Origin of the sequence: Bacillus sp. FSL W8-0102, from assembly GCF_038007225.1 — a bacterium.
Lineage (GTDB): Bacteria > Bacillota > Bacilli > Bacillales > DSM-4216 > Bacillus_O > Bacillus_O smithii.
Window position 1 is genome coordinate 782212 of record NZ_JBBOWT010000001.1, and the last position, 22180, is coordinate 804391.

Sequence of the window (22180 nt, forward strand, 5' to 3'; positions counted from 1 at the left end):
AAAGTTATAAGGAGCATAAATCATGAAGGCTGTTGTAACCGGTGGGGCCGGCTTTATCGGTTCTCATCTCGTTGAAGAACTGCTTCTTCAAGGTGCGAAGGTGCATGTATTGGACAACTTAGTATCTGGACAATTGAAAAATGTACATCCGCTTGCCGTCATGCATATCGAAGATATACGTAGTCAAGGGGCCAAACAAATCATTATGAGAGAAAAACCGGATGTCGTATTCCATCTGGCGGCTCAGGCAGATGTAGGGCAGTCAATTCGTGAACCAAAATATGATGCTGACATGAATATCAATGGAACCATCAATATCTTGGAAGCTTGTCGTGAGGCTTCTGTGAAAAAAGTAATTTTTGCCTCTACCTCTGGGGTTTACGGGAATTTACAAAAAGATTTGATTTCAGAAAAGGACTTGACAATGCCTATTTCTTACTACGGTTTATCGAAATTGACAGCCGAGTCATATATCCGCTTATTTCATCAGCTTTATGGACTATCCTACACCATTCTCCGTTATGGCAACGTATATGGCCCTAGACAATCCGCAAAAGGAGAAGGAGGAGTCATTGCGATCTTTTTAGACAGAATCAAAAAAGGAATGCCTTTAATGATACACGGTGACGGTGAACAAACACGAGATTTTGTTTATGTAAAAGATATTGTTCGTGCAAATATCGCTGCTGTGGAGAAAGGGGATCAGGAAACGATTCAAGTCAGCACCGGAAAAAGCATCTCCATCAATCACTTAGTGAAAATGCTGACGCAAATTTACGGCTCCCCAATTGAGACGATCTACACACATGCAAGAACGGGCGATATTAAACATAGCTGTCTCGATAATAAAAAAGCGCGTCAATTGTTGCAGTGGAATCCACAGGTTGATATTTTCAACGGATTAACAGAAACTTATACCTTTTCATGATGATGAAAATCGTCAGTCAAACACTTTTGAAAGATAAACATTTTTTGTTTTGCTATAAAAGTTTGCACATAATGTTCACAGAAAATAGGATGATGGACGACCATTAGAAATGATTTTTTATAAAATCTCGTATTCCTCCCTGTTACGGATTAGTCGAATATGGAAAATTTGTTCTATTTCTCATTGAAACCTGGATTAAATACACATTTTTCCATCGTTCGAGTTTCTGCCCTCTCATTTTTTTGTGATGCGGAATTAACTATGGATAGGATATTAGAAAAATATTCGTCTTTTCTGGATTTAAGTTGGATAAGCTTTCATTCGTTTTTGGGAAATTGAGGAAATAAAAAATGTGCTATGCAATGCATAACGGACCTCACATTGGAAATACGTTTTTCATTTTTTTAACGGATTTCCGAAAGAAGTCTCCCATCCTCAAGGAATGTGCAGGGCGTAGCCCAATGAGTAGGTGGGAGATGAGTGTGAGTAAAATGTTTGTGGGAGAAATTCTTAGAATTCCCCGATGAGGGGGTTGGGAACGTAGGTTCGCAATCCCCCTCATCGGGGCCACCAAGCGAAGCGCGGTAGGATCCCAAGCAGGAAACATGAAAAAAGGACTCTCTCCCTGGTAAGATGATCATTGCCAAACCATCAAACAGGAGGAGAGAGTCCCATGAATATTCAACAACATCTTACCACAAATTCGTTGTCATGGAAAGAGATCGAACTTGATTTGTTTCGAGCCTTGCAAAACGCCTTCGCCGAACTGTTTACGGCTTTGTTGGAGGACATCGACCGACAATTGGCGGAAACCCGGGACAAGCGCCGGTACCACTTGAAAGACAAACGACGCATCACGATTCAAACCCTGTTTGGCGAAGTTACCTTTGAGCGGAACTACTATTTAGACCGGGAACAAAACCGTTACACGTTTTTGCTTGATTCCTTTTTAGCGTTTGATGGATCGCAGTCAATCAGCCCTTGTCTAGAAGAAACAGCGGTGGGATTGGCGGTGGAGTGCTCTTCTTATCGCAAAGCGGCTCGTACGCTTGCCCAGATGGTCGGGTATCCGGTGATGAGCCATGAGGCGATCCGCCAGTTGGTGCTCGAAGCTGAAGCTCCGCTGCACTGCCCGGTCAACCAGCGATATGGACGGGTGCTGTTTGTGGAGGCCGATGGACTGTTTGTTTCTCGCCAAGGGAAGGGAAAACGGGCCAAGGAAGACAAGATCCTAACCGTTCACGAAGGGTGGAAGCGCAACGGCTCACGGATCGAATTTGTCAATCAGCGCCATTACGTCCATGAGGGCAAGGGGGAGGTGTGGGAAGGCTTCGAGGAATTTTTGATAAATGAATATGCCTATGATCCGTGTCGGGATCTTCTTGTCATCAACGGGGACGGCGCTCCATGGATTACCGCGTGCCGGGAGTATTTCAAAGGACGGGTCTGCTTCCAATTGGATCGATTCCACGTGGCGCGTGAGTTGCGCCAATGCCTCTCGGGCCATCCACGGTGGCAGGCGATTCGGCAAAAGCTGGCGAAGCAGGATGAAGAGAAGCTGCTTGTGGAACTGAACAGCGCCCTCGGCACGCTGGGGGACGAAGCGAAAGAACAACAGCTGGCTGCCTTGATCCACCGGATCGAATCGATGCCGGGATGCATCCGTGATTACCGGGAATGGCTGAAGGAGCAAGGAGTGGACACAACGGGCATGTATCCGATGGGGAGGGCTGAAAGCGTGATGAGCCAGTTGGCGTATCGGGTGAAATACCGCCGCAGTTGGACAGACAAGGGACTTAGGGCGTTTTTCAAGGCAATGATTGCCCGGATGGATGGGATTCGTCTTTTCGGACGTCGTTTAGGAGAAGAATCGTCGCATCCGGCGGAGGAAACGGTGTCGACGGCATCCACCAAACAGACGATCGTGAACAAGGCGAAACAACGCGTCCGCCGTCTTTGGCCGGAGATCACGCGGAATAACGTGCCATATTTACAGCAATCGTCCGGGACACCGATCTATCATGTCCTGTCTGAACTCAAGGGATGGTAAAAAAAGGTATACATATCGGTCTGTCATGGCAAGGGATGAGAGTCCGAAAGCGCTTACGGATGAAATTTAAAAAAATGGTTCGCTAACCTATGACTTACACCTGTTTTTTAGCGAACCAAAAAAGTTCCCACAAAATCTTGACTGACTCGGGAGATGAATTTCGGTTGGCTTTAGCCAAAGGTTTTGATATAATCAGTCTTATATATAAAAAAGGATTGATATATCAATGAAATTGGATAGTAATAATCATTCAGTGTTCCTATTACATTATCATCTTGTATTAGTTGTAAAGTATCGCAGAGAAGTGTTCACCGATAAAATATCTGATTTTGCAAAAGATATGTTCATTGAGATCGGAAAAAAATACAACATTACTTTGACAGAGTGGAATCATGATAAGGATCATATCCACATCCTATTCAAAGCACATCCTAATTCTGAATTATCGAAGTTCATCAATACTTATAAGAGTGCAAGTTCTCGACTGATAAAGAAAAACTTTCCTCATATCCGAAAAAGACTATGGAAAGAGATGTTTTGGTCAAGAAGCTTTTGCCTGCTTACAACAGGCGGTGCACCAATAGAAGTCATAAAAAAATACATTGAAAATCAAGGTCAGAAGTGAGGTGATTTGATATGGCCAAACAAAACAAAGCCTTCAAATTTCGTTTGTATCCGAATAAAGAACAGAAAATCCAATTAGCCAAAACATTTGGTTGTGTTCGCTTTGTCTACAATAAGATGCTGGAAGAACGTAAGGAAACGTATGAGAAATTCAAAAACGATAAAGAAACGCTTAAACAACAAGCATTCCCGACACCAGCGAAATACAAAGATGAATTTCCATTCCTAAAAGAAGTGGATTCTTTAGCTTTAGCAAACGCACAGATCAATTTGCAAAATGCTTATAAGAACTTTTTTGAAGGTCGTGCGGAGTTTCCTAAATTCAAAAGCAAGAAAAATAAACAATCTTACACAACCAATATGGTCAACGGCAATATTAAGCTAGAAAATGGTCATATCAAACTACCAAAAATCAAAAAGCCAATGAAAATGAACCGACATAGAGAAATACCTGCTGATTATAAAATCAAATCTTGTACTATTTCTAAAACAAAGACAGGTAAATATTATATTTCGATTTTGACAGAATACGAGAAAGATATTCAGTCAGTAAAGATTCAAAAAGTAGTTGGCTTAGATTTTGCTATGGACGGTCTATATGTCGAGAGTGAACAGGGTGAGAAAGCCAATTACCCACGGTACTATCGACAAGCATTAGACAAACTGGCAAAAGCACAACGAATTCTTTCTCGCAGAAAAAAAGGTTCTGCACGTTGGGAAAAACAACGTTTGAAAGTAGCAAAGTTACAAGAGAAAATTGCCAATCAACGCAAGAATTTTCTTCACCATAAATCAAAAGAATTAGCATCAACCTATGACGCAGTTATCATTGAGGACTTAGACATGAAAGGAATGTCTCAAGCCCTCAATTTTGGAAAAAGTGTTCATGATAATGGCTGGGGTATGTTCACTACTTTCTTAGAATACAAGCTAAAAGAACAAGGGAAACAACTTGTAAAAATCGATAAGTGGTTCCCTTCTACTAAGAAATGTTCTTGTTGTGGCAAGGAAAAAGAAATGCCATTATCTAAACGTGTATATGAATGTTCTTGCGGTTTTGTATTAGATCGTGATCACAATTCAGCAATCAATATCAAAAATGAAGGATTACGCATATTAGCATAAAGAATAATAACTTTCGGAACGAGAGGGTAAGCTCGGTCAATTTCTTATCGTTAGATAGGATTACCCGAGAAGCCCCCACTTCAAGCGACCCGCAAGGGTGGTAAGTGGAGGGTAGTTCACGGAGATGGGAATATGAGTTTAGAAGATATTAAAGGAACTTATGATTCCGTATTTAGTTTAGGAGATCTTTGTTTGACATCCATTCAGCTTAAGAAAAATAATTTGAGACCTTTTTCGGGAGTGTTGGATTGGATGGCATCTCCTTCTTTATCAAATGTCAATCGTCTTTTGAAAAACAGATTTGTCGGTTTTATGGACCTGCCTAATTTAAGAATTATAGGTTATGCTTCTGATCAGCTAATTTGTGTATCGGATGACGTCTATCAAATAGTTTCTAATCATGATTTTGAAGTTGGAAAAAATACACTTTCACATTTGGGCGGTTACCCTGAAGTTAGAGAAAAGTTTGATAGACGGATAAAGCGCTTTTTAGAGAAAATGGAGACCAGCAAACGGATCCTTTTTGTTCGAACAGAAGGCACGTTTGAAGAGGTCTTAGAACTTGAGTCCATTTTATCCAAAATGGTGAAACATGATTTTCGAATTCTCATCGTCAATCATACCGATGTCAGCGGCCTGACCGAAAAAAATTGGCCTATTGAAAGAGTCAGCGTGGTTGAACTTCCGAATCGGGACATTTGGAATGCGAATGATCATTTTTGGAAAATGATGTTCGACGGAGTTCAACTGAGCGGAAAATAAAGGACTAAATACTGGACAATTCTACCGTAACAAGAATGGAAGATTCCTAAACGGAACAGTCGCCTGAAACAACAGGTGTTTCATCTAGAATGAATCTATCAGGAGGTCAAGTAGATGTTTCAAAATAAAGTGATTTTGGTGACCGGCGGGACAGGCTCATGGGGGCATGAGCTCATAAACCAGTTATTATCGCTAAACCCTAAAAAAATCATTATTCTTTCCAGAAACGAAGCCAGTCAAGTACAGATGAGTAGAGCGATTGAAGACCCTCGATTGAGCTTTTGCATCGGTGACATTCGAGACAGGGAAGCGTTAGTCAAAGCTTTTGAAGGTGTCGATTATGTGTTTCATTTAGCTGCTTTAAAACACGTCCCCGTCTGTGAAGAACAACCTCTCGAGGCATTGAAAACAAACGTGCTAGGTACTCAAAACGTAATTGAAGCTGCATTAGAAAATAGAGTAAAGAAGGTCATCAACGTATCGACCGATAAAGCGGCAGACCCCATTAACTTCTATGGGATGACAAAAGCCATCGGTGAAAAATTAGTGGTATATGCGAATCAGATCAGTTCGGATACCCAATTTATTTGTATAAGAAGCGGAAATATTCTAGGAAGTAATGGAAGTGTGCTTCAATTATTTATGAATCAAATCAAAAAGAAAGAGATCAAAATTACGGATAAAAGAATGACACGTTTCTTCTTAACCAGGGAAAATGCGATCAAGTTGTTAATAAAAGCTGCAACAATAGGAAAAGGCGGAAAGATTTTTGTCATGAAATCATCCGCATGGAGAATTCTGGATTTGGCTGAAGTGTTGATAGAAGAGTCCGGGGAGAGAGATGTCAAAGTTGTCGAATTTGGAGCTAGACCGGGAGAAAGATTCCATGAAGTTCTGATTTCTGAACATGAAAGCCAAAATACAGTCGTCTATGATGAAGACTTCTTAATCGTTCTTCCTATGATCAACATCCCTGGGTTAAAACAGTTTTATGCTGATTGTTTACCTGTAAAAGGAAATTATTCTTCCAAAGAATTTTTGATGGCAAAAGAGGAAATCAAATAAATGTTGGTGGAAGGCGGATTTTTAAAATAAAGGCATTGGTGCTATTCAAAAAGGGTAGCACCGTTTGCCTTTCAAATTAGAACGATTGAGTATTTGTGTACCAAAATTCTGGAAAGTAAGGATCAACAATAGTCAGTTTTTCTATGGAAAACCAATACGATTTGTTTCCATGAATCTGCGTTTATTCGCAGAATCTTTTTTTCATCAAGCATGTTGGCTAATGGTCATTTTTAAGAATGAGGGGCAAAGATCACTGTACTCTCGATGACAACATCATAAGATTAATGGAATTCAAATGTGCTGATCTATATCAGATGAACCAGAATAAGAGCTGATTATCAAAAGGTGCAGCCCGTTCCGTCATGTTCGATATGCTTGTCCAACCTGGATTTTCTCCTTTTGTATGATCTTTTAGTCAACTCTTTGTGTTTCTTGCATAGGATAAAGTAATCAACCTGTAGGATCAAAGTACATTGATTATGACATTCATCATATTGTATGAAAAATTATGAAAAAAGTGAAAACCATTTTAGGAGGGGAGGAAATGAATCAAATGGATAACCATCAGTTTGCGATTTCAAAAGAAGATTGGTCCCTCCATCGGAAAGGGTATGAAGATCAACAGCGTCATAAAGAGAAAGTGCAAGAAGCTATTCGAAACAACTTGCCCGATTTGATCACAGAAGAAAGCATCATTTTATCCAATGGCAGGGATGTAGTGAAGATTCCGATACGTTCATTAGACGAATATAAAATCCGTTATAATTACGATAAGAACAAGCACGTCGGCCAAGGAAACGGAGACAGTAAAGTCGGAGATGTCATTGCAAGGGATGGCAGCAGCGAACGAGGACCTGGAAAAGGCCAAGGTGCAGGAGATAAACCGGGAGAAGATTATTATGAAGCGGAAGTTTCCATGGCTGATTTAGAAGAAGCATTTTTTGCGCAGCTGGAACTTCCTAATTTAAAGCAAAAGGAACAAGACAATCATACTGTTGAGAAAATTGAATTCAACGATATCCGCAAAACGGGATTGATGGGGAATATTGATAAGAAAAAAACGATGCTCACCGCTTTTAAAAGAAATGCATTAAAGGGTGAGCCAAGATTCCATCCGATTATTCCGGAAGACTTGAAATTTAGAACTTGGAACGAAGTGCAAAAGCCCCATTCCAAAGCAGTGGTGCTGGCCATGATGGACACGAGTGGAAGCATGGGGATATGGGAAAAGTTCATGGCTAGGAGTTTTTTCTTTTGGATGACCCGATTTTTACGAACGAAATATGAAACGGTAGAGATTGAGTTTATCGCCCATCATACGGAAGCAAGAGTAGTCACGGAAGAAGAGTTTTTTTCCAAGGGCGAAAGCGGGGGGACGATTTGTTCTTCTGCTTATCGAAAATCGCTGGAACTAATTGAGGAAAAATACCAACCTTCTCGGTATAATATTTATCCTTTCCATTTTTCTGATGGGGACAACTTGACTTCCGATAACGCAAGGTGCATCAAACTCGTCAAAGAAATCATGGCTGTGTCGAATATGTTTGGTTACGGAGAAGTCAATCAGTACAGTCGCCATTCCACTTTAATGTCCGCCTATAAAAACATCAAAGACGAAAAATTCCGTTATTTCATTTTAAAACAGAAAGAAGATGTCTTCCACGCCATGAAAAGCTTTTTTCATAACGATGATCAGTCCAAAGTGTTGGCTTAAGTCTCATAAACAAAAAAGCTTTGAGTGTATCGGAGAGATCGGCAGAGCTGTGTAGCGAATTGCTATACAGCTCAGAGTGTAGACAAAAGGCATTGAATGTGTGCATTCGGATGCCTTTTGTCATCTTTATGCTTTTAAAGGTTTGGATTAGCCCCCACGAGGGGGCTATTTTGTGTGTGCGTACGGCATTGGTGTAATCTCTAGAGTAAAAGTCCTGAACCGAGAGGGCAGAAGCAGCGCTAACATAACACAAGGATGTCCATGGTGAAGCGGAATCTGAAGGAAGCAAGCGGCAGGCTTCCGGCCTGAGAAACACGAACTTCATAGGAGGCCAGGTATCACTGGGGGAGTGTGTACATTAAAACGAAGTCTTTTCTGCCGGGGGCGAATACGGGTCTTAACACTTGGTCTTGGTTTAATGCATAGGTCTGTCGCAGTCAGGATCCCTAGTTTCTGTTTACTGCCGTTTGGTTTCGGGATGGGGGCCGTTAAGTCCCCTTTTATCTAATATCATGTTGGCCACATTAGACAAAGAACTCGAAAGAAGAAATCTTCGATTTGTAAGAGATACAGATAATTGTAATATCTGTGTCAAGAGTAGAAAAGCCGGAAAGAGAGTCATGGAGAACATGACAAACTTCATAGAGAAAGAGCTATCTCTCAATGTCAACGGGGAAAAGACGACATTAGACCGCAAATGAAAATGGGATCACCTAGGTTTCAGCCTTACTTATCATAAAGAATCAAAGATAAGAATTGCTCAGAAAAGCGTTCAGAAGATGAAACATAGGAACAGGGAACTTATTGGACGGCCCCCACTCGATCTCGATGGAAAATCGAATCAAAAGACTGAATCAGTACCTAATGGGCTCCAAATGATTATCTGGAAACAGTGGAAGAAACCAAAAACGAAGGTGAAGAAGCACATTTAACTCGGAATTCAACCATATTACACCAAATCCTTGGTAACTCTTATTGGTATAGCCAAGGGCTGAAAAGCCTGTATAGGAAATATAGTGAAAAGCGTTATTTATTTGATTGAACCTTCCGTATACAGAACCGTACATACGGTGATGTTGACAAACTACCGATGTATTCATTAAATGTCATAAAAAGTTTTAACGAAATAATGGTCCAATAAGCTAATATATTCCTAAAAAAAGATAAGTTTTCAAATTTATATATATTTTCTTGAAAAATACTTGAATAAAATAAAAAAATAATTTAATATAATTAAAAGAAGGGGTGGTTTTATGGAAAGAGATGAAATTCCATCTTGGGTACTATCTCTAGATAAAGAATCTTTAGAGTTTATAAGAAAATTTATTTTGAATTCAGGTTCTTTAAAAAAAATGGCAAATATTTATGAGGTCTCTTATCCTACTGTACGTACGATGTTAGATAAATTAATACAAAAAATTGAATTGCATAGTAAAGAAGAAGATGTCGAGTTTATAAACATGATTAAAAGTTTTGTGATTGATGAACGTATAAGTTTAGATGTTGCCAAAATAATTATTGATAAATACAAAGCGGAAAAGGGAGAATGAATATGAAATATGGCTTACATTTCTTGGTGGCTGTTTTGGTTTTAGTTTTTCAATATCTTATATCTAAAAGAGGCCATGTACTCGTAGGTGCCATATTGCCTTTACTTTATATCGGATTTTTTATATACGCATATATGAATAATATTTTCCCGGAAAGTTCTGGGAGAGCAATCCTTGCTGCTTTGTTGGGAGGAACAGTGCTTCTTGTTTCAGGATGGATTAAAGGGAGAGAATCTTTATCTAAGAAAAGAAAGAAAGAATTAGAGAAAATAAAAGCCAAGGATCTTTAAAAAAACAGTTACATAAACATTAGATCGAGACGTTGACAATAAGGGTGGGATTATTGCATACTTATAAGAAGGAAAGAAAGAGTGGCAGCTCTTTCTTTCGCTAAAAGTGTCCTATGGGGTGGGGAAATATTCGGAAAATATTTTCCTATCCCAATTACGGAATTTTTCAATGAGATTAAGCATTTTATCATTAACCTACAATGTCATTAATTTTATCAATAATCCAGTCAATTGCTAAACCATCTTTTATCCAATCTAAAACTTTTCCTTTATTGGCCCAAGCCCACTTCGCAGCTTTGGTACCTAATCTAGCAACTATTTTCAAAAAAGTAGCCATTTCTACTCCTCCTTTTAGTATTTTTGACACCTAACCCGATCAAGAATGAATTATTGGTAGTACTTGTACTATTTTACTAACCTAAAAATTTAACAATTAACCTACAATGTCATTAATTTTGTCAATGATCCACTCAATTGCCATGCCATCTCTTATCCAATCTAAAACTTTCCCTTTATTGGCCCAAGCCCACTTCGCAGCTTTGGTACCTAATCTAGCAACTATTTTTAAAAAAGTAGCCATTTTCTACCCCTCCTTTCCTACTATTGCGATTTATGGGTAAGATTGTCAAAAACGAATATTAACATAAGATGTCAAATAAAGTCAATAAAATATTCAAATTTTTACATTTGTTCACAAAATTAGTATGAATTTATTTATTTTCAAAAAAATGGTACACAAAAAATTTTTTTAAACTATAATAGTTAAATGGAAAACTAGTAATATATGCTTAGGAATGGATGTATTAAACTTTTTTTATTATCCATTTTCTTGAAAAGAAAAAAATACCTCTTCTCACTCATTTAAAGTGGTACGGGTCTTTTATTGAATAGTTGATTTTCTAAATACAGAAAGAAGGAGATTATGACTCAAATGATTAAGGAACCAAAACAACAAATTTCACCTAATGCTGTGAAGATGTGGCGAATTAGTGATGCCATCATGTATTTTATTGCACTTTGTATCCTATTAATCCTTCTGTATTTCCAGCAATACTATGAGTGGAAAAGTTGGATACGTTTTATTCTCTGCGTTCTTTTGATACTCCTCATTATTTCCTCCATCGTTGAAATAGTGATTGTACCTATTTATCGACAGCGAACTTGGCGCTACGAAGTCGATGAGAAATACATACAATTGAAGTACGGAGGAGTATTAAAGAAAACTCACTTAATTATACCTATGACGAAAGTGTTATACGTCAATACGAATCAAGGGCCACTATTAAGAAAATATGGTTTGTCAACGATAAAGATAGGAACAATGGCTTCCGTGCATGAAATACCAGCTATTCCTGAAAAGGAAGCAGCGGAATTACGGGAAAAGATTGCTATGTTGGCGGGAATTAGTGAATCAAATGAATAATAAGGAGGTTCTATTCCTTTATGAACACAGGAACAACGTATGACAAAGCTCGTCGAATACATCCGCTATGGATCGTCTATTCGATTGCCAAGTCCATAAAGGAATTGGTTCTTTTTGTAATTACTTTTTTAATTTATATAGGTTCAGATTCTGATTCTATTTTCTTAAGATTCGCAGTTTTATCAGGGGTTTTCTATTTGATTTATAAAGTCGTTTCGATATTGCTCGAATGGATCCATTTCAAGTATTTATTTACAGAAAAAGAAATGTGCATTCATGAAGGGCGATTTATCAAGGAAAGTCGTTATATTCCTTTGGAGCGGATTCAAGGCATTAGTCGAAATACACCTTTTTTTCATCGTTTGTTCGGACTCACATCTCTCTTACTGGATATAGGCGCAGCCGGAAATAAATCCTCCGTCAAACTTGAAATGATCACCTGCAAAGAAGCCGAACGAATACAAAAATATTTTAGTCATGCCGATTACTTGGAACGAGACGTGAATAAACCTAATGAGGGGACATTAAAAGCGAACCTGCCGGAACATTCCTCAAGGAAGAAGCATTATGAAATGACCTCTAAAGAAATATTTGTGGCTTCTGTTACATCGCTTAGTTTTCTTATTTTTATGTCGTTGCTTTATACCCTTTATTCGAATTTAAATGATTTTTTTTCAATAGATCCATATATAGAGGCTGTTCTCTCCTTTTTCCAAAAATCTTGGTTATTAACCACTGTTGGTATTTTTGCCCTTTTGGTGTTATCGATGGCTTATGGTTGGGGAAGGACTTATATTCGGTATAGAAATTTTGAAGTTACTTCTGATCAGCAGCGAATTTTTATTAAAAAAGGTTTGTTTCATCAGTCTGAATTTTCCATTCCAAAAGAAAAAGTTGAAGCCATCATTGTGAATACAAAATTTCTAAAAAAAATGTTGGGGATCGTGGAGGTGAAAATTGTAAGCACAGGTGATGGGGAAGATGAACAGTTGAAAACAGCCAATATACTATTTCCCTTTATAGATAAAAATAGGGCTTTATTACTGATATCTGAGATTTTGCCTACATTTAAAGTGGAAACAGAGATGGTTAATCTTCCTAGAGCTGCTATTTTTGTGAAATTAGTGCGGTCTAGCTATATTTGGATCGTGGCTGGAGTGATATTCTATATCTGGCCAAGACTCTGGTATGTGCCACTTGCTTTGTTAATTCTTGTTCATACTTCCCAATTATTAAGAGGTTTATCTAGTGGCTACAAGCTTAGTGGTCCTTTTATTCAACTTCAAAGTGGATCTTTTTCCACAAAATTATTTATCACAACCCGAATGAAAATTGAAGAATTAAAAGTGACAGAATCAGTGCTACAGCGTAAGTTTGGACTCGCTTCTCTTGAAATTTCTACACGTTCTAAATCTATTCAAGTTTCAAGAATTTCGGATATCCCAAAGAATATGGCAATTCGTTATTATCAATGGTATGCGCAAGCAGAGAAAAGTAAGGAAATAACAGGTATGTAATGGAGTCTCATGTATATTAAGCGTTTAGAAATAGTGTAGTTGCCTTTGTTTAATGGGTTGTATTTTAATTTTATTTAAAAAAACTGGAATAAAATTAAAATATAAATTAATATACTGTAGATGAGCAAATTCGCTAACATAAATTTACAACCAAACAAAAAAGAAGACATGAACCCGATTCCTTGGTTAGAATAGATGTGCCACAACTACTCACAAGGGGGTTCATGTCTCATGAATAGATTAGCACATCACCTAGGAATCCACAAGTTTTTGACGATGTTGGGGTTGGCACTTTATTTCTCAAAACCTGTCATGAAGCATCTCGTTCATATCGTGGATGCGATGATTACAAAGGGCTTTTCGGGAACACTGACCGATCTACATCACGGGAGTTTTCATCCGAACCATCGCACGACACTCAGCCATTTTTTCACGAAAAGCCCATGGGAAGAAGAGACGTTGCTTCGCAAACTCCAGCAGTGGGTGCTTCATCGTGTCGAACGCAGCTCGAAACGAGAGAATCAACCCATTTTTGTTTCGATCGATGATACGATTTGCCAAAAAACGAAGCCCTCGTCACGGGCAACACACGCCATTCAAGGGTGTGATTGGCACTATTCTCACGCAGAGAAAAAGTCGATCTGGGGACATTCTCTCGTTTGGCTCATGGTTCATACGATGACCCAAGCGTTTCCTTTTGCCTTTCGCCTCTACGACAAGACGGCGGGGAAAAGCAAAGGGGAACTCGCGATCGAGATGCTTTCTTCGTTGGATGTGAGTCGACCCGTTTATGTGCTCATGGACTCTTGGTATCCATCGAAAACCCTCGTGGGAGCCTGCTTGAAAAAAGGGTTCCACGTCATCGCGATGCTCAAGACGAATCGGATTCTCTATCCAAAAGGGACGGCCATTCAAGCAAAGGAATTTGCCAAATCTATGGAGCCACGGGATACCCGCCTCGTCACGGTGGGAAAAGAGCGTTATCGGGTGTATCGCTACGAAGGTGCTCTGAACGGTCTCAAGGATGCCGTGGTGCTGCTCGCATGGAAAGCCGATCAGCCGATGACACCGAAACATCTTCATTGCGTCTTGAGCACCGATCGCGAGCTAAGCGATGAAGACATCTTGTGCTACTATGCCGAGCGTTGGTCGATCGAATGTTTTTTCCGTCAAGCGAAAGACCAGCTGAAACTCGATGGATACCGCGTTCGCGGGCGTCGGGCGGTGAAACGGTATTGGATCTTGGTGCAACTTGCGTATGTGTACAGCATGTTCGAGTCGAACAGTGATGTTTCGGATGGGCTCGATCTCCTGCGCAAGAGAAAAGGACATAGCCTCGTGGAGTTCATTTATCGTGCAGCAAAACAAAATATTCCCATTGATGCCGTGAAAAAACAGCTCCACGTGGCATAAGGGGTACCCCGTTTGTCTCTTTTTCGTATGGTAATCATTGTTAATAAAAATGCTCATCTACAGTTAATATATTTAAAGAGGGGTGGATATATAGAAGGGGGAATTTTTCATTATGGGTACTAAGTTTAAACAAAAAAGTCTGTAATGGATTGAAAGGGAGAGGATATTTTTGAAATCTATACTACCACCACTAATTTTCGGGCTCATTTTATCCATAGTCTGGGGGTATTTCTCGGATTTAAGGCAAGGAGAAACACGAACGTTCATTATTAGGATTATTGTTGTGCCTTTGATTCTAATACTATTTAGCAAGATGCGCGAAGCTAAAAAAAAGTAAGTATTTTTAAACTCCCTTCTACGGTCTAAGAATTTTGTTTTGATTTTTAATGGCACCAAATCCTTTTGCATTTCATCATCTTGTACTGAAGAAATTGTCTCCTGACAGCAGGGCATTTTGGACTATTGCTGGCGTAGGGATTTTAAAGTTTTTCAATCAAGCAGTTTTATGATAAAAGGAGATTTCATATACGAAATCTTCTTTTCGATGTCGTTGTCGACGATCCTTTTAAAGGAGAATCTTCGTAACAGCATTTATTTTTCAAGAAAAATCTCTTACCCCCAGGATTTAGTATAGAATCAAAAAGAAAAACGGTGAAAAAGCTGTTTAGAAACGCTAAACAGCTTTTCTCGTTTTTTACGGAATTAAATATCTCCACAGCTTTTCGCTCTATTCCTTATCTTCTTTCTTTGGCTTTCTCATTTTTTGTACCAAAAGAAATAGCTTGTGTTTGGCTGTTCAAAGACTATCCTATTCCTACATACAAATCTTTCCTGTCTTGATAGGCGAATTTTATCTGCGTTGTCAGGATGCTGCCTTCAAATTAGATTCTTTGCCTGTTTTCGTTTTTTCGAATCCATTGCGTTGCCTTTCAGGGAGTTTAAACGGGTTGAACTAAGTTATATAGGATATGAAAGGAATTTAACCCACTATGGATCTTTACATATGGATAAAATTAGAAAACATAAAAAAAGATCTTTTTTATCATTCTAAAAGTGTAACTTAAATTGAAGGAGGAATCACCTGTGACTATCATCAGTCAAGTGAAACAAACTCTAGCCGGATTAAAAAGTGCACAAGCGAGCTTCGAAACCTTTGCACTAGGAACCGATAATCAACAAGCTAAACAACTTTATCAAGATGCTGCCAAACAAACACAGCAACTAGTTGACAGCCTTTCTGCTCGTGTTCAACAAATTGAACAAGAAGAACCTCAATACAAACAACAATAATGTACAAATTAGATAAAAAGGTTGGTTGGATCAACCAACCTTTTTTACACCTTTAAACGAAACGTGATGAGTACATGTATCTAAACGGCAAAACAACAATTGATATAGTTTAGGATATACCGAATATCTGAATCAGATAAAAAGACCAGTACTGAAAGACTGTAATGAAGCTTGCCTTATCGGGCAGGCTATTCCAATGTTTATGATCATGATTCTTAATAAAGCGAGGTGGTTTTTGATGTTGACGGGGCATCGTACTTGGGTTTTCGATCAAAAGCCCGCCATTATTTCTACTGGTACAGTTGGTGGACCTTTTGAAGCGAACGGAATGCTGGCGTTAGATTTTGATCTGCTCCATTCCGATTTATGGCTAGGTCAAGATTCTTATGAAAAAGCCCACAAGATCCTTTTAGAAGAAGCCTGTCAAAAAGCCATCGAAAAAGCCGGTCTTCAAAAAGAGCAAATTCAGTTTTTCCTGGGGGGAGACTTGATTAATCAGCTTACCCCTACCAGTTTTGCTATGCGCACGCTAGGAGTGCCTTTTCTCGGTTTGTTCGGAGCCTGTTCAACATCGATGGAGGGACTGGCTCTTGGTGCTTATATTGTTAATAACAAAGGAGCCGACTATTTGTTAACAGGTGCATCAAGTCATAATGCAGCGGTTGAAAAGCAGTTCCGTTATCCAACGGAATACGGTGGACAAAAACCGCCCACTGCACAATGGACGGTAACCGGTGCTGGAGCTGCTTTGTTAAGCAGTACTGGTGACGGTCCCAGGGTTACGTCTGCTACGATTGGTCGTGTTATTGATATGGGGATGACCGATCCGCTGAATATGGGAGGGGCAATGGCTCCGGCAGCTGTGGATACGATAGAAGCACATTTAAAAGAACGAAATGTTGACCCCTCTTACTATGATTTAATAGTGACAGGAGACCTTGGTCAAATTGGACATGATATTTCACTTGAACTATTTCATAAACACGGCACCCCTATTCGTGAAGAACAGTATCAAGATTGCGGGCTCATGATCTACCGGGAAGATCAGCCGGTCTTATCTGGAGCGAGTGGTGCAGGATGTTCCGCGACCGTCGTTTACGGCCATTTGTTAAACCGAATGAAAAAAGGGGAGTTAAAACGAATGCTAGTGGTCGCAACGGGTGCTTTGTTATCGCCCTTATCCTTTCAGCAAAACGAAACCATCCCTTGTATCGCACATGCGGTGTCGATTGAATACGAAAACGGGCCATAAATGGCATTTTTCTTATCTGAAGAAGCTTTTTTGTTAATTGACTTCTTTTTGGAGAAAAAAAGCTGTCAATAAACGGCTGCGACACCAAAATCTCAATTTTTGTATGGGAAATCATTTTTCGGTTTTTAGAAAATTTTCTCTGTTTATATGTAAATAGGGGATGCCTAAAACTAAAAGGTGTAAGGAGAGGATACGATGACCATTGCATCGGAAGTGAAACAATGTATGGCCAGCCTTAAAGGTGTAGAAGCCAGCCTGTCCAGTTTAGCATTGCGCACCCAAGATGACGAATCAAAACGTACATTGCATGAAACAATGATGATCGTCCATGAAGTGGTGGAAGATATCAAAAAACGTGTTGGAGAGTTGGAACGAGAAGAAACTCAGTACAAAGGGTTTTAAGATCACCTATTCTTTTGATGGAGGTGTTGCGTTGTGCCCAATTGGTTAGATGTTGTGATACGGTCCATATTGTTTATGATTATTCTTTTTTTAATCACAAAATGGCTGGGGAAAAAACAAATATCTCAACTTTCTTTTTTTGAATATGTAAATGGTATCACCATCGGGAGTATAGGAGCAGAGGTTGTGACTGGACTTGAGCAAAAAATCTCATTGGGGATCATAGCGATCATCACTTGTGCGGCTATCCCCTTTTTGGCGGGCCTGTTATCGTTAAAGAGCAAAGGTTTCCGCGGCTTTATTGAAGGAAAAGGGACGATTTTTATCAAAGATGGAAAAATCATGGAAGACAATTTAAAAAAGGAAAGATACTCGACAGATGAGTTGTTGGAATTGCTTAGAAAGAAAAACGTTTTTCAGGTGTCAGATGTGGAATTTGCCGTTTTAGAGCCAACGGGAGATTTATCTGTCTTATTGAAGAAAGAAAATCAACCTTTGACGGCAAAAGATTTGAATATGTCGGTTGCTACGGTGAAGGAGCCTCAGACGGTTATTATGGACGGAAAAATACTGGATGTGCCGCTCACCACGATTGGCCGAAGCAGGAGATGGCTAATCACGGAACTGGAAAAACTGGGAGTGACTATCGATAATGTTTTTCTTGGACAGGTCAATTCCTATGGCGAATTAACGGTCGATCTTTATGATGATAAGCTTAAAGTTCCATCTCCGCAAGAAAGACCATTGATTCTCGCCACTATGAAAAAATGCCAGGCCGATTTAGAGTCATTTGCCCTTGGAACCGAAAATAAAGAAGCTAAGGAACTATACAGGAAAAATAGCGAAAAATTGCAAAAAGCGATTGAGAAAGTATCCCCTATATTAAGAAATTAGAACGTGTGCATGAAGAATCGTTTATTTTGGCTGATTCAATCCTATGTCTTATGGATAAAGAAAAAAATATCGATGAATACAGCAAGAAGCCTGGAAGAGCTGATAACGACCGCTGGATGGTGAATTTCAGTAAATACCGAAGAAGGACTTTTTATCTTGATCAGGATCATCCGTAAGAAAACCATCTTGCCACAACAAGAATACTCTGACACAGAAATGATTCCATCAACTTTTTGAAATACAGGATTTTCTATACGATGTATTATTTAAAGCAAGCCTCCATTCACAAAAGGATACAAAACATCTGCAATTTTAGAGAACTACATTAGCCTGGCAAAGACGGGTATCTCCAATAAACACTACGACCTTCGTATATCGTCATCTCGTTTTTTGAAAGTCAGTATGATTGATATGATTTTTGTCATTTTTTATGTTCACGACAATTTCTTTTTTGAAATGGATCATTTTATTTAACATTTGAATACTTAAGGAAGTTTTCTCATTATATTTAAAGGTGTAAGCAAACTTTAAAAAGAGAGAGAAAAAATAGACATTCATCTTTTTGTCCAGTCAACGATCTCAGATGTTTTTTCCTAAAAAACAAAACCGCCAAGCGATCAGCCGGCGGTTTTGTTTACATACGTTTTTTATTTTCTGATGAAACGTTCGATTCGTTAATCCATCATTTTCGTCAACTTATTAGACAATGTCAGTAAGACTAATCCTAGTAGAATAGCAATTCCTCCGATAAGACTAAATACTTCCAAGTACCCTAGAGAGTCTGTATAAGTGGCGAGTTTTCCAGCTAAAATGTTAGCAAATCCGCTGGCAGAGAGCCAAACACCCATCAATAAGGAAGCCAGTTTGACCGGAGCGATTCGGCTCACGACTGAGAGACCAACTGGTGATAGGAACAGTTCGCCAACCGTATGGAATAAGTACGTAAACACAATAAATAACAAATTGGCTTTATGTTGAATATCATTCGGATCGCTGCCCGTTTTCATCACGGCTAAGACAAGCACAAAAAATCCCAATCCAAGCAGCATCATGCCGACCGCCATTTTCGTCGGGATCTTCCAATCGCCGCGTTTGGATTTGTTTAACTTCATCCAAAAGGCAGAAACAACTGGAGCTAAAAGGACGATAAACAGAGGGTTTACAGATTGAAACCAAGATACAGGAATCGTCCATCCGAAAATTTCCCGATCAATAAATTTTTGAGTGTACAGTGTCATAGAACTTCCGGCTTGTTCAAATCCTGCCCAGAAGAAAACGACAAACGCAGCAAGGATAAAGATCACCGCTGTTCTTTCTTTATCTTTCTTCGTAAGCGGTTGAGATTGTTTGATTCCTTTATTGCTCTTTTTCGGCTTACCAGTCGGTTTTTTACCGATATCGCCTAAAAATCGATTGCCAAGCGCATTGAAGATAATTTGTCCAATGATCATCCCAATGGCCGATACAAGGAATCCATACTTATAACCGTATTGGATAAAACCATTCATCGTTTTAGCAAACAAATCTTCTGACACATAACCAACAATGAGCGGGGAGAAGAAGGCCCCAACATTAATACCCATATAAAAAATGGTAAACGCAGCATCACGGCGGGGATCGTTTTCAGAGTAGAGGTCACCGACAATAGTAGAAATATTCGGTTTGAAGAAGCCATTTCCTATAATTAGAAGGGCTAAACCTGTATAAAGAAAGGTGTGGTTTTGATGGGCAAATAAGGCCAAATTCCCAAGCGCCATTGTCAGTCCACCAATTGTAATGGCCAGCCTTCGACCTAGAAAACGGTCTGATAAATATCCACCGAGCAACGGCATAAAATAGACGGCCCCAGTAAAGAAACCATAGATGAGCATGGCCGATTGTTCTTTCATCCCTAAACCGCCGGCTGCAACAGATGCAGTTAAATATAAAACAAGGATGGCTCTCATTCCATAATAGCTGAAGCGTTCCCACATTTCCGTCATGAATAGCAAATACAATCCAGGGGGATGTTTCGACTTTTTCTTTGGCTCAGGAATGTTATAATCTTGTTGTTGTACAATGGTTCCCATAGACGTCCTCCTATAAATATTTAAATTGTCTAAACTATGTGCAATATATTAATTTAATAATATTTAATAATCAATATATGTAGAAAAAGAAATAATTTTATAAATCAATAAAAAAATAGGAAAATTAAGATAAAAATTGGAAGAATTGCGTAAAATCAATGTTTTCAATAATTTTACATGGACAGATATGGAAAAAGAAAATAAAAGTAAAACTATTTTTATTATTCTTTTTATTTTCTGATAGAAAAGAAACAGAGGTTTGTTGTTTATATTTTCTTAACGGGTATAGTTTGTGAAGGCAATAGATCCCCTTCCCGAAAATGGAGAGGGGATCGTGGGAAATCCTATGTCATGCGATTTTTTCAAGAAAGGACTTAATGGGATGAAAATGCCAGCTGGCAGAAAAATAATACGGCAAACAAGTACATCAAAGGATGTACGGCGCGCCATTTTCCTTGAATGACTTTTAACAAAGGATAAGAGATAAATCCGAAAGCAATTCCCGTTGAAATACTGGATGTAAGGGGCATGCTTAAAATAATGAAAAAGGCCGGAAATGCTTCATCCAGTTCGTTCCAATTGATTTTAGATATATTTTTCATCATCAGGCTGCCTACAATGATTAAAGCCGGTGCAGTAATAGCGGAAATTTCGGAAACGGCGCTTACTAATGGGCCAAAAAATGCTGCAATCGCAAACAAAACGGCGGTAACAACTGATGTTAAACCCGTTCTTCCTCCAGCTGCAACGCCTGTCGATGATTCGATATAAGCGCTAGAAGGGCTGGTGCCGAACACGGCCCCAACAGTCGTTGCGATGGAATCAGACAATAATGCTTGTCTGGCGCGCGGCAAGGTATGTCCCTTCATTAATCCGGCTTGATGTGCGACTCCTATAATGGTTCCCGTTGTGTCAAAAATGGTCACAAGCAGAAATGAAAATACAACGGAATACAAGCTGTAATGGACCACATCACCAAAGGCAGCGATCGGATTACCGATGGCAAGCTTTTCGGGAAACGATGGCATGGAAACGATTCCTTCATGAAAATTTAGCTGACCGGTAAAATAAGCAACGATTCCGGTGAGAATCATTCCGATAAACAAAGCGCCACGCACATTCAACACCATTAACATAATGGTGACGGCTAAACCGAAAAGAGCCAAGAGCGATGAAGGGCTGTGAAGATCGCCTAAGCCTACTAAATTTTCTTTATTATCCGCAATGATTCCTGTCATCCGTAAACCCAGAAAAGCGATAAATAGTCCGATGCCTGCTGTTATTCCATGTTTCAAGTTATCAGGAATCATTTCGATCACTTTTTCACGGAATGAGGTTAGTGATAAAATGACAAATAAAATTCCAGAAACAAATACTGCCGAAAAAGCGGTCATGTAAGTAATATCATGATGAGAGCCAACGACAGAATACGCAAAATAAGCATTTAACCCCATTCCAGGAGCGACTGCAATAGGATAATTGGCCATGAGCCCCATCCATAAAGTACCGACAATGACGGCAATAATGGTAGCAATAAAAACTTGATTAAAAGGCACGCCGGTATTATGAAGAATGACAGGATTCACGACCACGATATAGACCATCGTTAAAAATGTCGTAAGTCCTGAGATTACTTCTGTTTTAACGTCTGTGCCGTTTTCTTTTAGTTGAAACATCGTTGTGAAATCCTCCAATTAGTATACTTTCATCCATCTGTTCGTAGTCCTTCCAATGATCAGGATTAAATACGAACAATTTAAACACACAAATATTATAATATTCGTTTTTATTGGATAAAGCAATAGGAAAACC

The 22180-nt window shown here is 39.2% G+C and carries 20 protein-coding genes; 16 read left to right on the forward strand and 4 right to left on the reverse strand.

What is annotated here, in order from left to right; genetic code table 11:
* The first annotated feature begins 22 nt into the window (after positions 1-22).
* From N1I87_RS03810 to N1I87_RS03850, 9 genes are all read left to right on the forward strand, one after another.
* A complete protein-coding gene (locus N1I87_RS03810) occupies positions 23-928 on the forward strand; it encodes an NAD-dependent epimerase/dehydratase family protein (RefSeq protein WP_341100692.1) in 906 nt (301 codons plus the stop codon).
* Between the two features lie 673 nt (positions 929-1601).
* The gene (locus N1I87_RS03815) at positions 1602-2978 is read left to right on the forward strand and encodes an ISLre2 family transposase (protein ID WP_341100688.1); all 1377 of its coding nucleotides are present in this window, start codon (positions 1602-1604) and stop codon (positions 2976-2978) included.
* A gap of 226 nt (positions 2979-3204) precedes the next feature.
* Positions 3205-3603 (forward strand): IS200/IS605 family transposase, encoded by a 399-nt coding sequence (gene tnpA / locus N1I87_RS03820; protein ID WP_003352529.1) that lies wholly within the window; start codon positions 3205-3207, stop codon positions 3601-3603.
* 11 nt (positions 3604-3614) lie between these two features.
* Positions 3615-4727: an RNA-guided endonuclease InsQ/TnpB family protein gene (locus N1I87_RS03825; RefSeq protein ID WP_003353586.1), complete on the forward strand. Its 1113-nt coding sequence runs from the start codon at positions 3615-3617 to the stop codon at positions 4725-4727.
* Between the two features lie 132 nt (positions 4728-4859).
* Entirely contained in the window at positions 4860-5489 is a 630-nt protein-coding gene (locus N1I87_RS03830; protein WP_341100693.1) for a DUF1796 family putative cysteine peptidase, read from the forward strand.
* A gap of 114 nt (positions 5490-5603) precedes the next feature.
* A complete protein-coding gene (locus N1I87_RS03835; protein ID WP_341100695.1) occupies positions 5604-6554 on the forward strand; it encodes an SDR family NAD(P)-dependent oxidoreductase in 951 nt (316 codons plus the stop codon).
* Between the two features lie 544 nt (positions 6555-7098).
* On the forward strand, positions 7099-8268 hold the full coding sequence (gene yhbH / locus N1I87_RS03840) for a sporulation protein YhbH (protein WP_341100697.1): 1170 nt from the start codon (positions 7099-7101) through the stop codon (positions 8266-8268).
* Between the two features lie 1253 nt (positions 8269-9521).
* Positions 9522-9818: a DUF2089 family protein gene (locus N1I87_RS03845; protein WP_327798257.1), complete on the forward strand. Its 297-nt coding sequence runs from the start codon at positions 9522-9524 to the stop codon at positions 9816-9818.
* Positions 9819-9820: 2 nt separating this feature from the next.
* Positions 9821-10108 carry a hypothetical protein gene (locus N1I87_RS03850; protein ID WP_327798256.1) on the forward strand — a complete coding sequence of 96 codons (288 nt, stop codon included), beginning with the start codon at positions 9821-9823 and terminating at the stop codon, positions 10106-10108.
* Positions 10109-10298: 190 nt separating this feature from the next.
* Here N1I87_RS03850 and N1I87_RS03855 read toward each other — a convergent pair whose 3' ends face one another.
* Positions 10299-10445 carry an aureocin A53 family class IId bacteriocin gene (locus N1I87_RS03855; protein ID WP_327798255.1) on the reverse strand — a complete coding sequence of 49 codons (147 nt, stop codon included), beginning with the start codon at positions 10443-10445 and terminating at the stop codon, positions 10299-10301.
* Positions 10446-10541: 96 nt separating this feature from the next.
* On the reverse strand, positions 10542-10688 hold the full coding sequence (locus N1I87_RS03860; RefSeq protein ID WP_327798254.1) for an aureocin A53 family class IId bacteriocin: 147 nt from the start codon (positions 10686-10688) through the stop codon (positions 10542-10544).
* A 342-nt stretch (positions 10689-11030) separates the two neighbouring features.
* Between N1I87_RS03860 and N1I87_RS03865 the strand changes: the two genes are divergently transcribed.
* The 7 genes from N1I87_RS03865 to N1I87_RS03895 all read left to right on the forward strand — a co-directional run bounded on the left by N1I87_RS03865 (position 11031) and on the right by N1I87_RS03895 (position 18299).
* On the forward strand, positions 11031-11531 hold the full coding sequence (locus tag N1I87_RS03865; RefSeq protein ID WP_412677291.1) for a PH domain-containing protein: 501 nt from the start codon (positions 11031-11033) through the stop codon (positions 11529-11531).
* A gap of 20 nt (positions 11532-11551) precedes the next feature.
* The gene (locus N1I87_RS03870) at positions 11552-13048 is read left to right on the forward strand and encodes a PH domain-containing protein (RefSeq protein WP_341100702.1); all 1497 of its coding nucleotides are present in this window, start codon (positions 11552-11554) and stop codon (positions 13046-13048) included.
* A 231-nt stretch (positions 13049-13279) separates the two neighbouring features.
* Positions 13280-14461: an IS701 family transposase gene (locus N1I87_RS03875; protein ID WP_003353085.1), complete on the forward strand. Its 1182-nt coding sequence runs from the start codon at positions 13280-13282 to the stop codon at positions 14459-14461.
* Between the two features lie 1083 nt (positions 14462-15544).
* A complete protein-coding gene (locus N1I87_RS03880; RefSeq protein ID WP_003353240.1) occupies positions 15545-15751 on the forward strand; it encodes a DUF1657 domain-containing protein in 207 nt (68 codons plus the stop codon).
* Positions 15752-15989: 238 nt separating this feature from the next.
* Complete coding sequence (gene spoVAD, locus N1I87_RS03885; protein WP_048622782.1) at positions 15990-17003, forward strand: stage V sporulation protein AD; 1014 nt, start codon at positions 15990-15992, stop codon at positions 17001-17003.
* A gap of 195 nt (positions 17004-17198) precedes the next feature.
* Entirely contained in the window at positions 17199-17405 is a 207-nt protein-coding gene (locus N1I87_RS03890) for a DUF1657 domain-containing protein (protein WP_048622783.1), read from the forward strand.
* Between the two features lie 33 nt (positions 17406-17438).
* Positions 17439-18299: a DUF421 domain-containing protein gene (locus N1I87_RS03895; protein ID WP_341100704.1), complete on the forward strand. Its 861-nt coding sequence runs from the start codon at positions 17439-17441 to the stop codon at positions 18297-18299.
* A gap of 674 nt (positions 18300-18973) precedes the next feature.
* Here N1I87_RS03895 and N1I87_RS03900 read toward each other — a convergent pair.
* On the reverse strand, positions 18974-20368 hold the full coding sequence (locus tag N1I87_RS03900; protein ID WP_341100705.1) for a peptide MFS transporter: 1395 nt from the start codon (positions 20366-20368) through the stop codon (positions 18974-18976).
* Between the two features lie 374 nt (positions 20369-20742).
* Positions 20743-22044: an NCS2 family permease gene (locus N1I87_RS03905; RefSeq protein ID WP_341100706.1), complete on the reverse strand. Its 1302-nt coding sequence runs from the start codon at positions 22042-22044 to the stop codon at positions 20743-20745.
* Between the last annotated feature and the right edge of the window lie 136 nt (positions 22045-22180).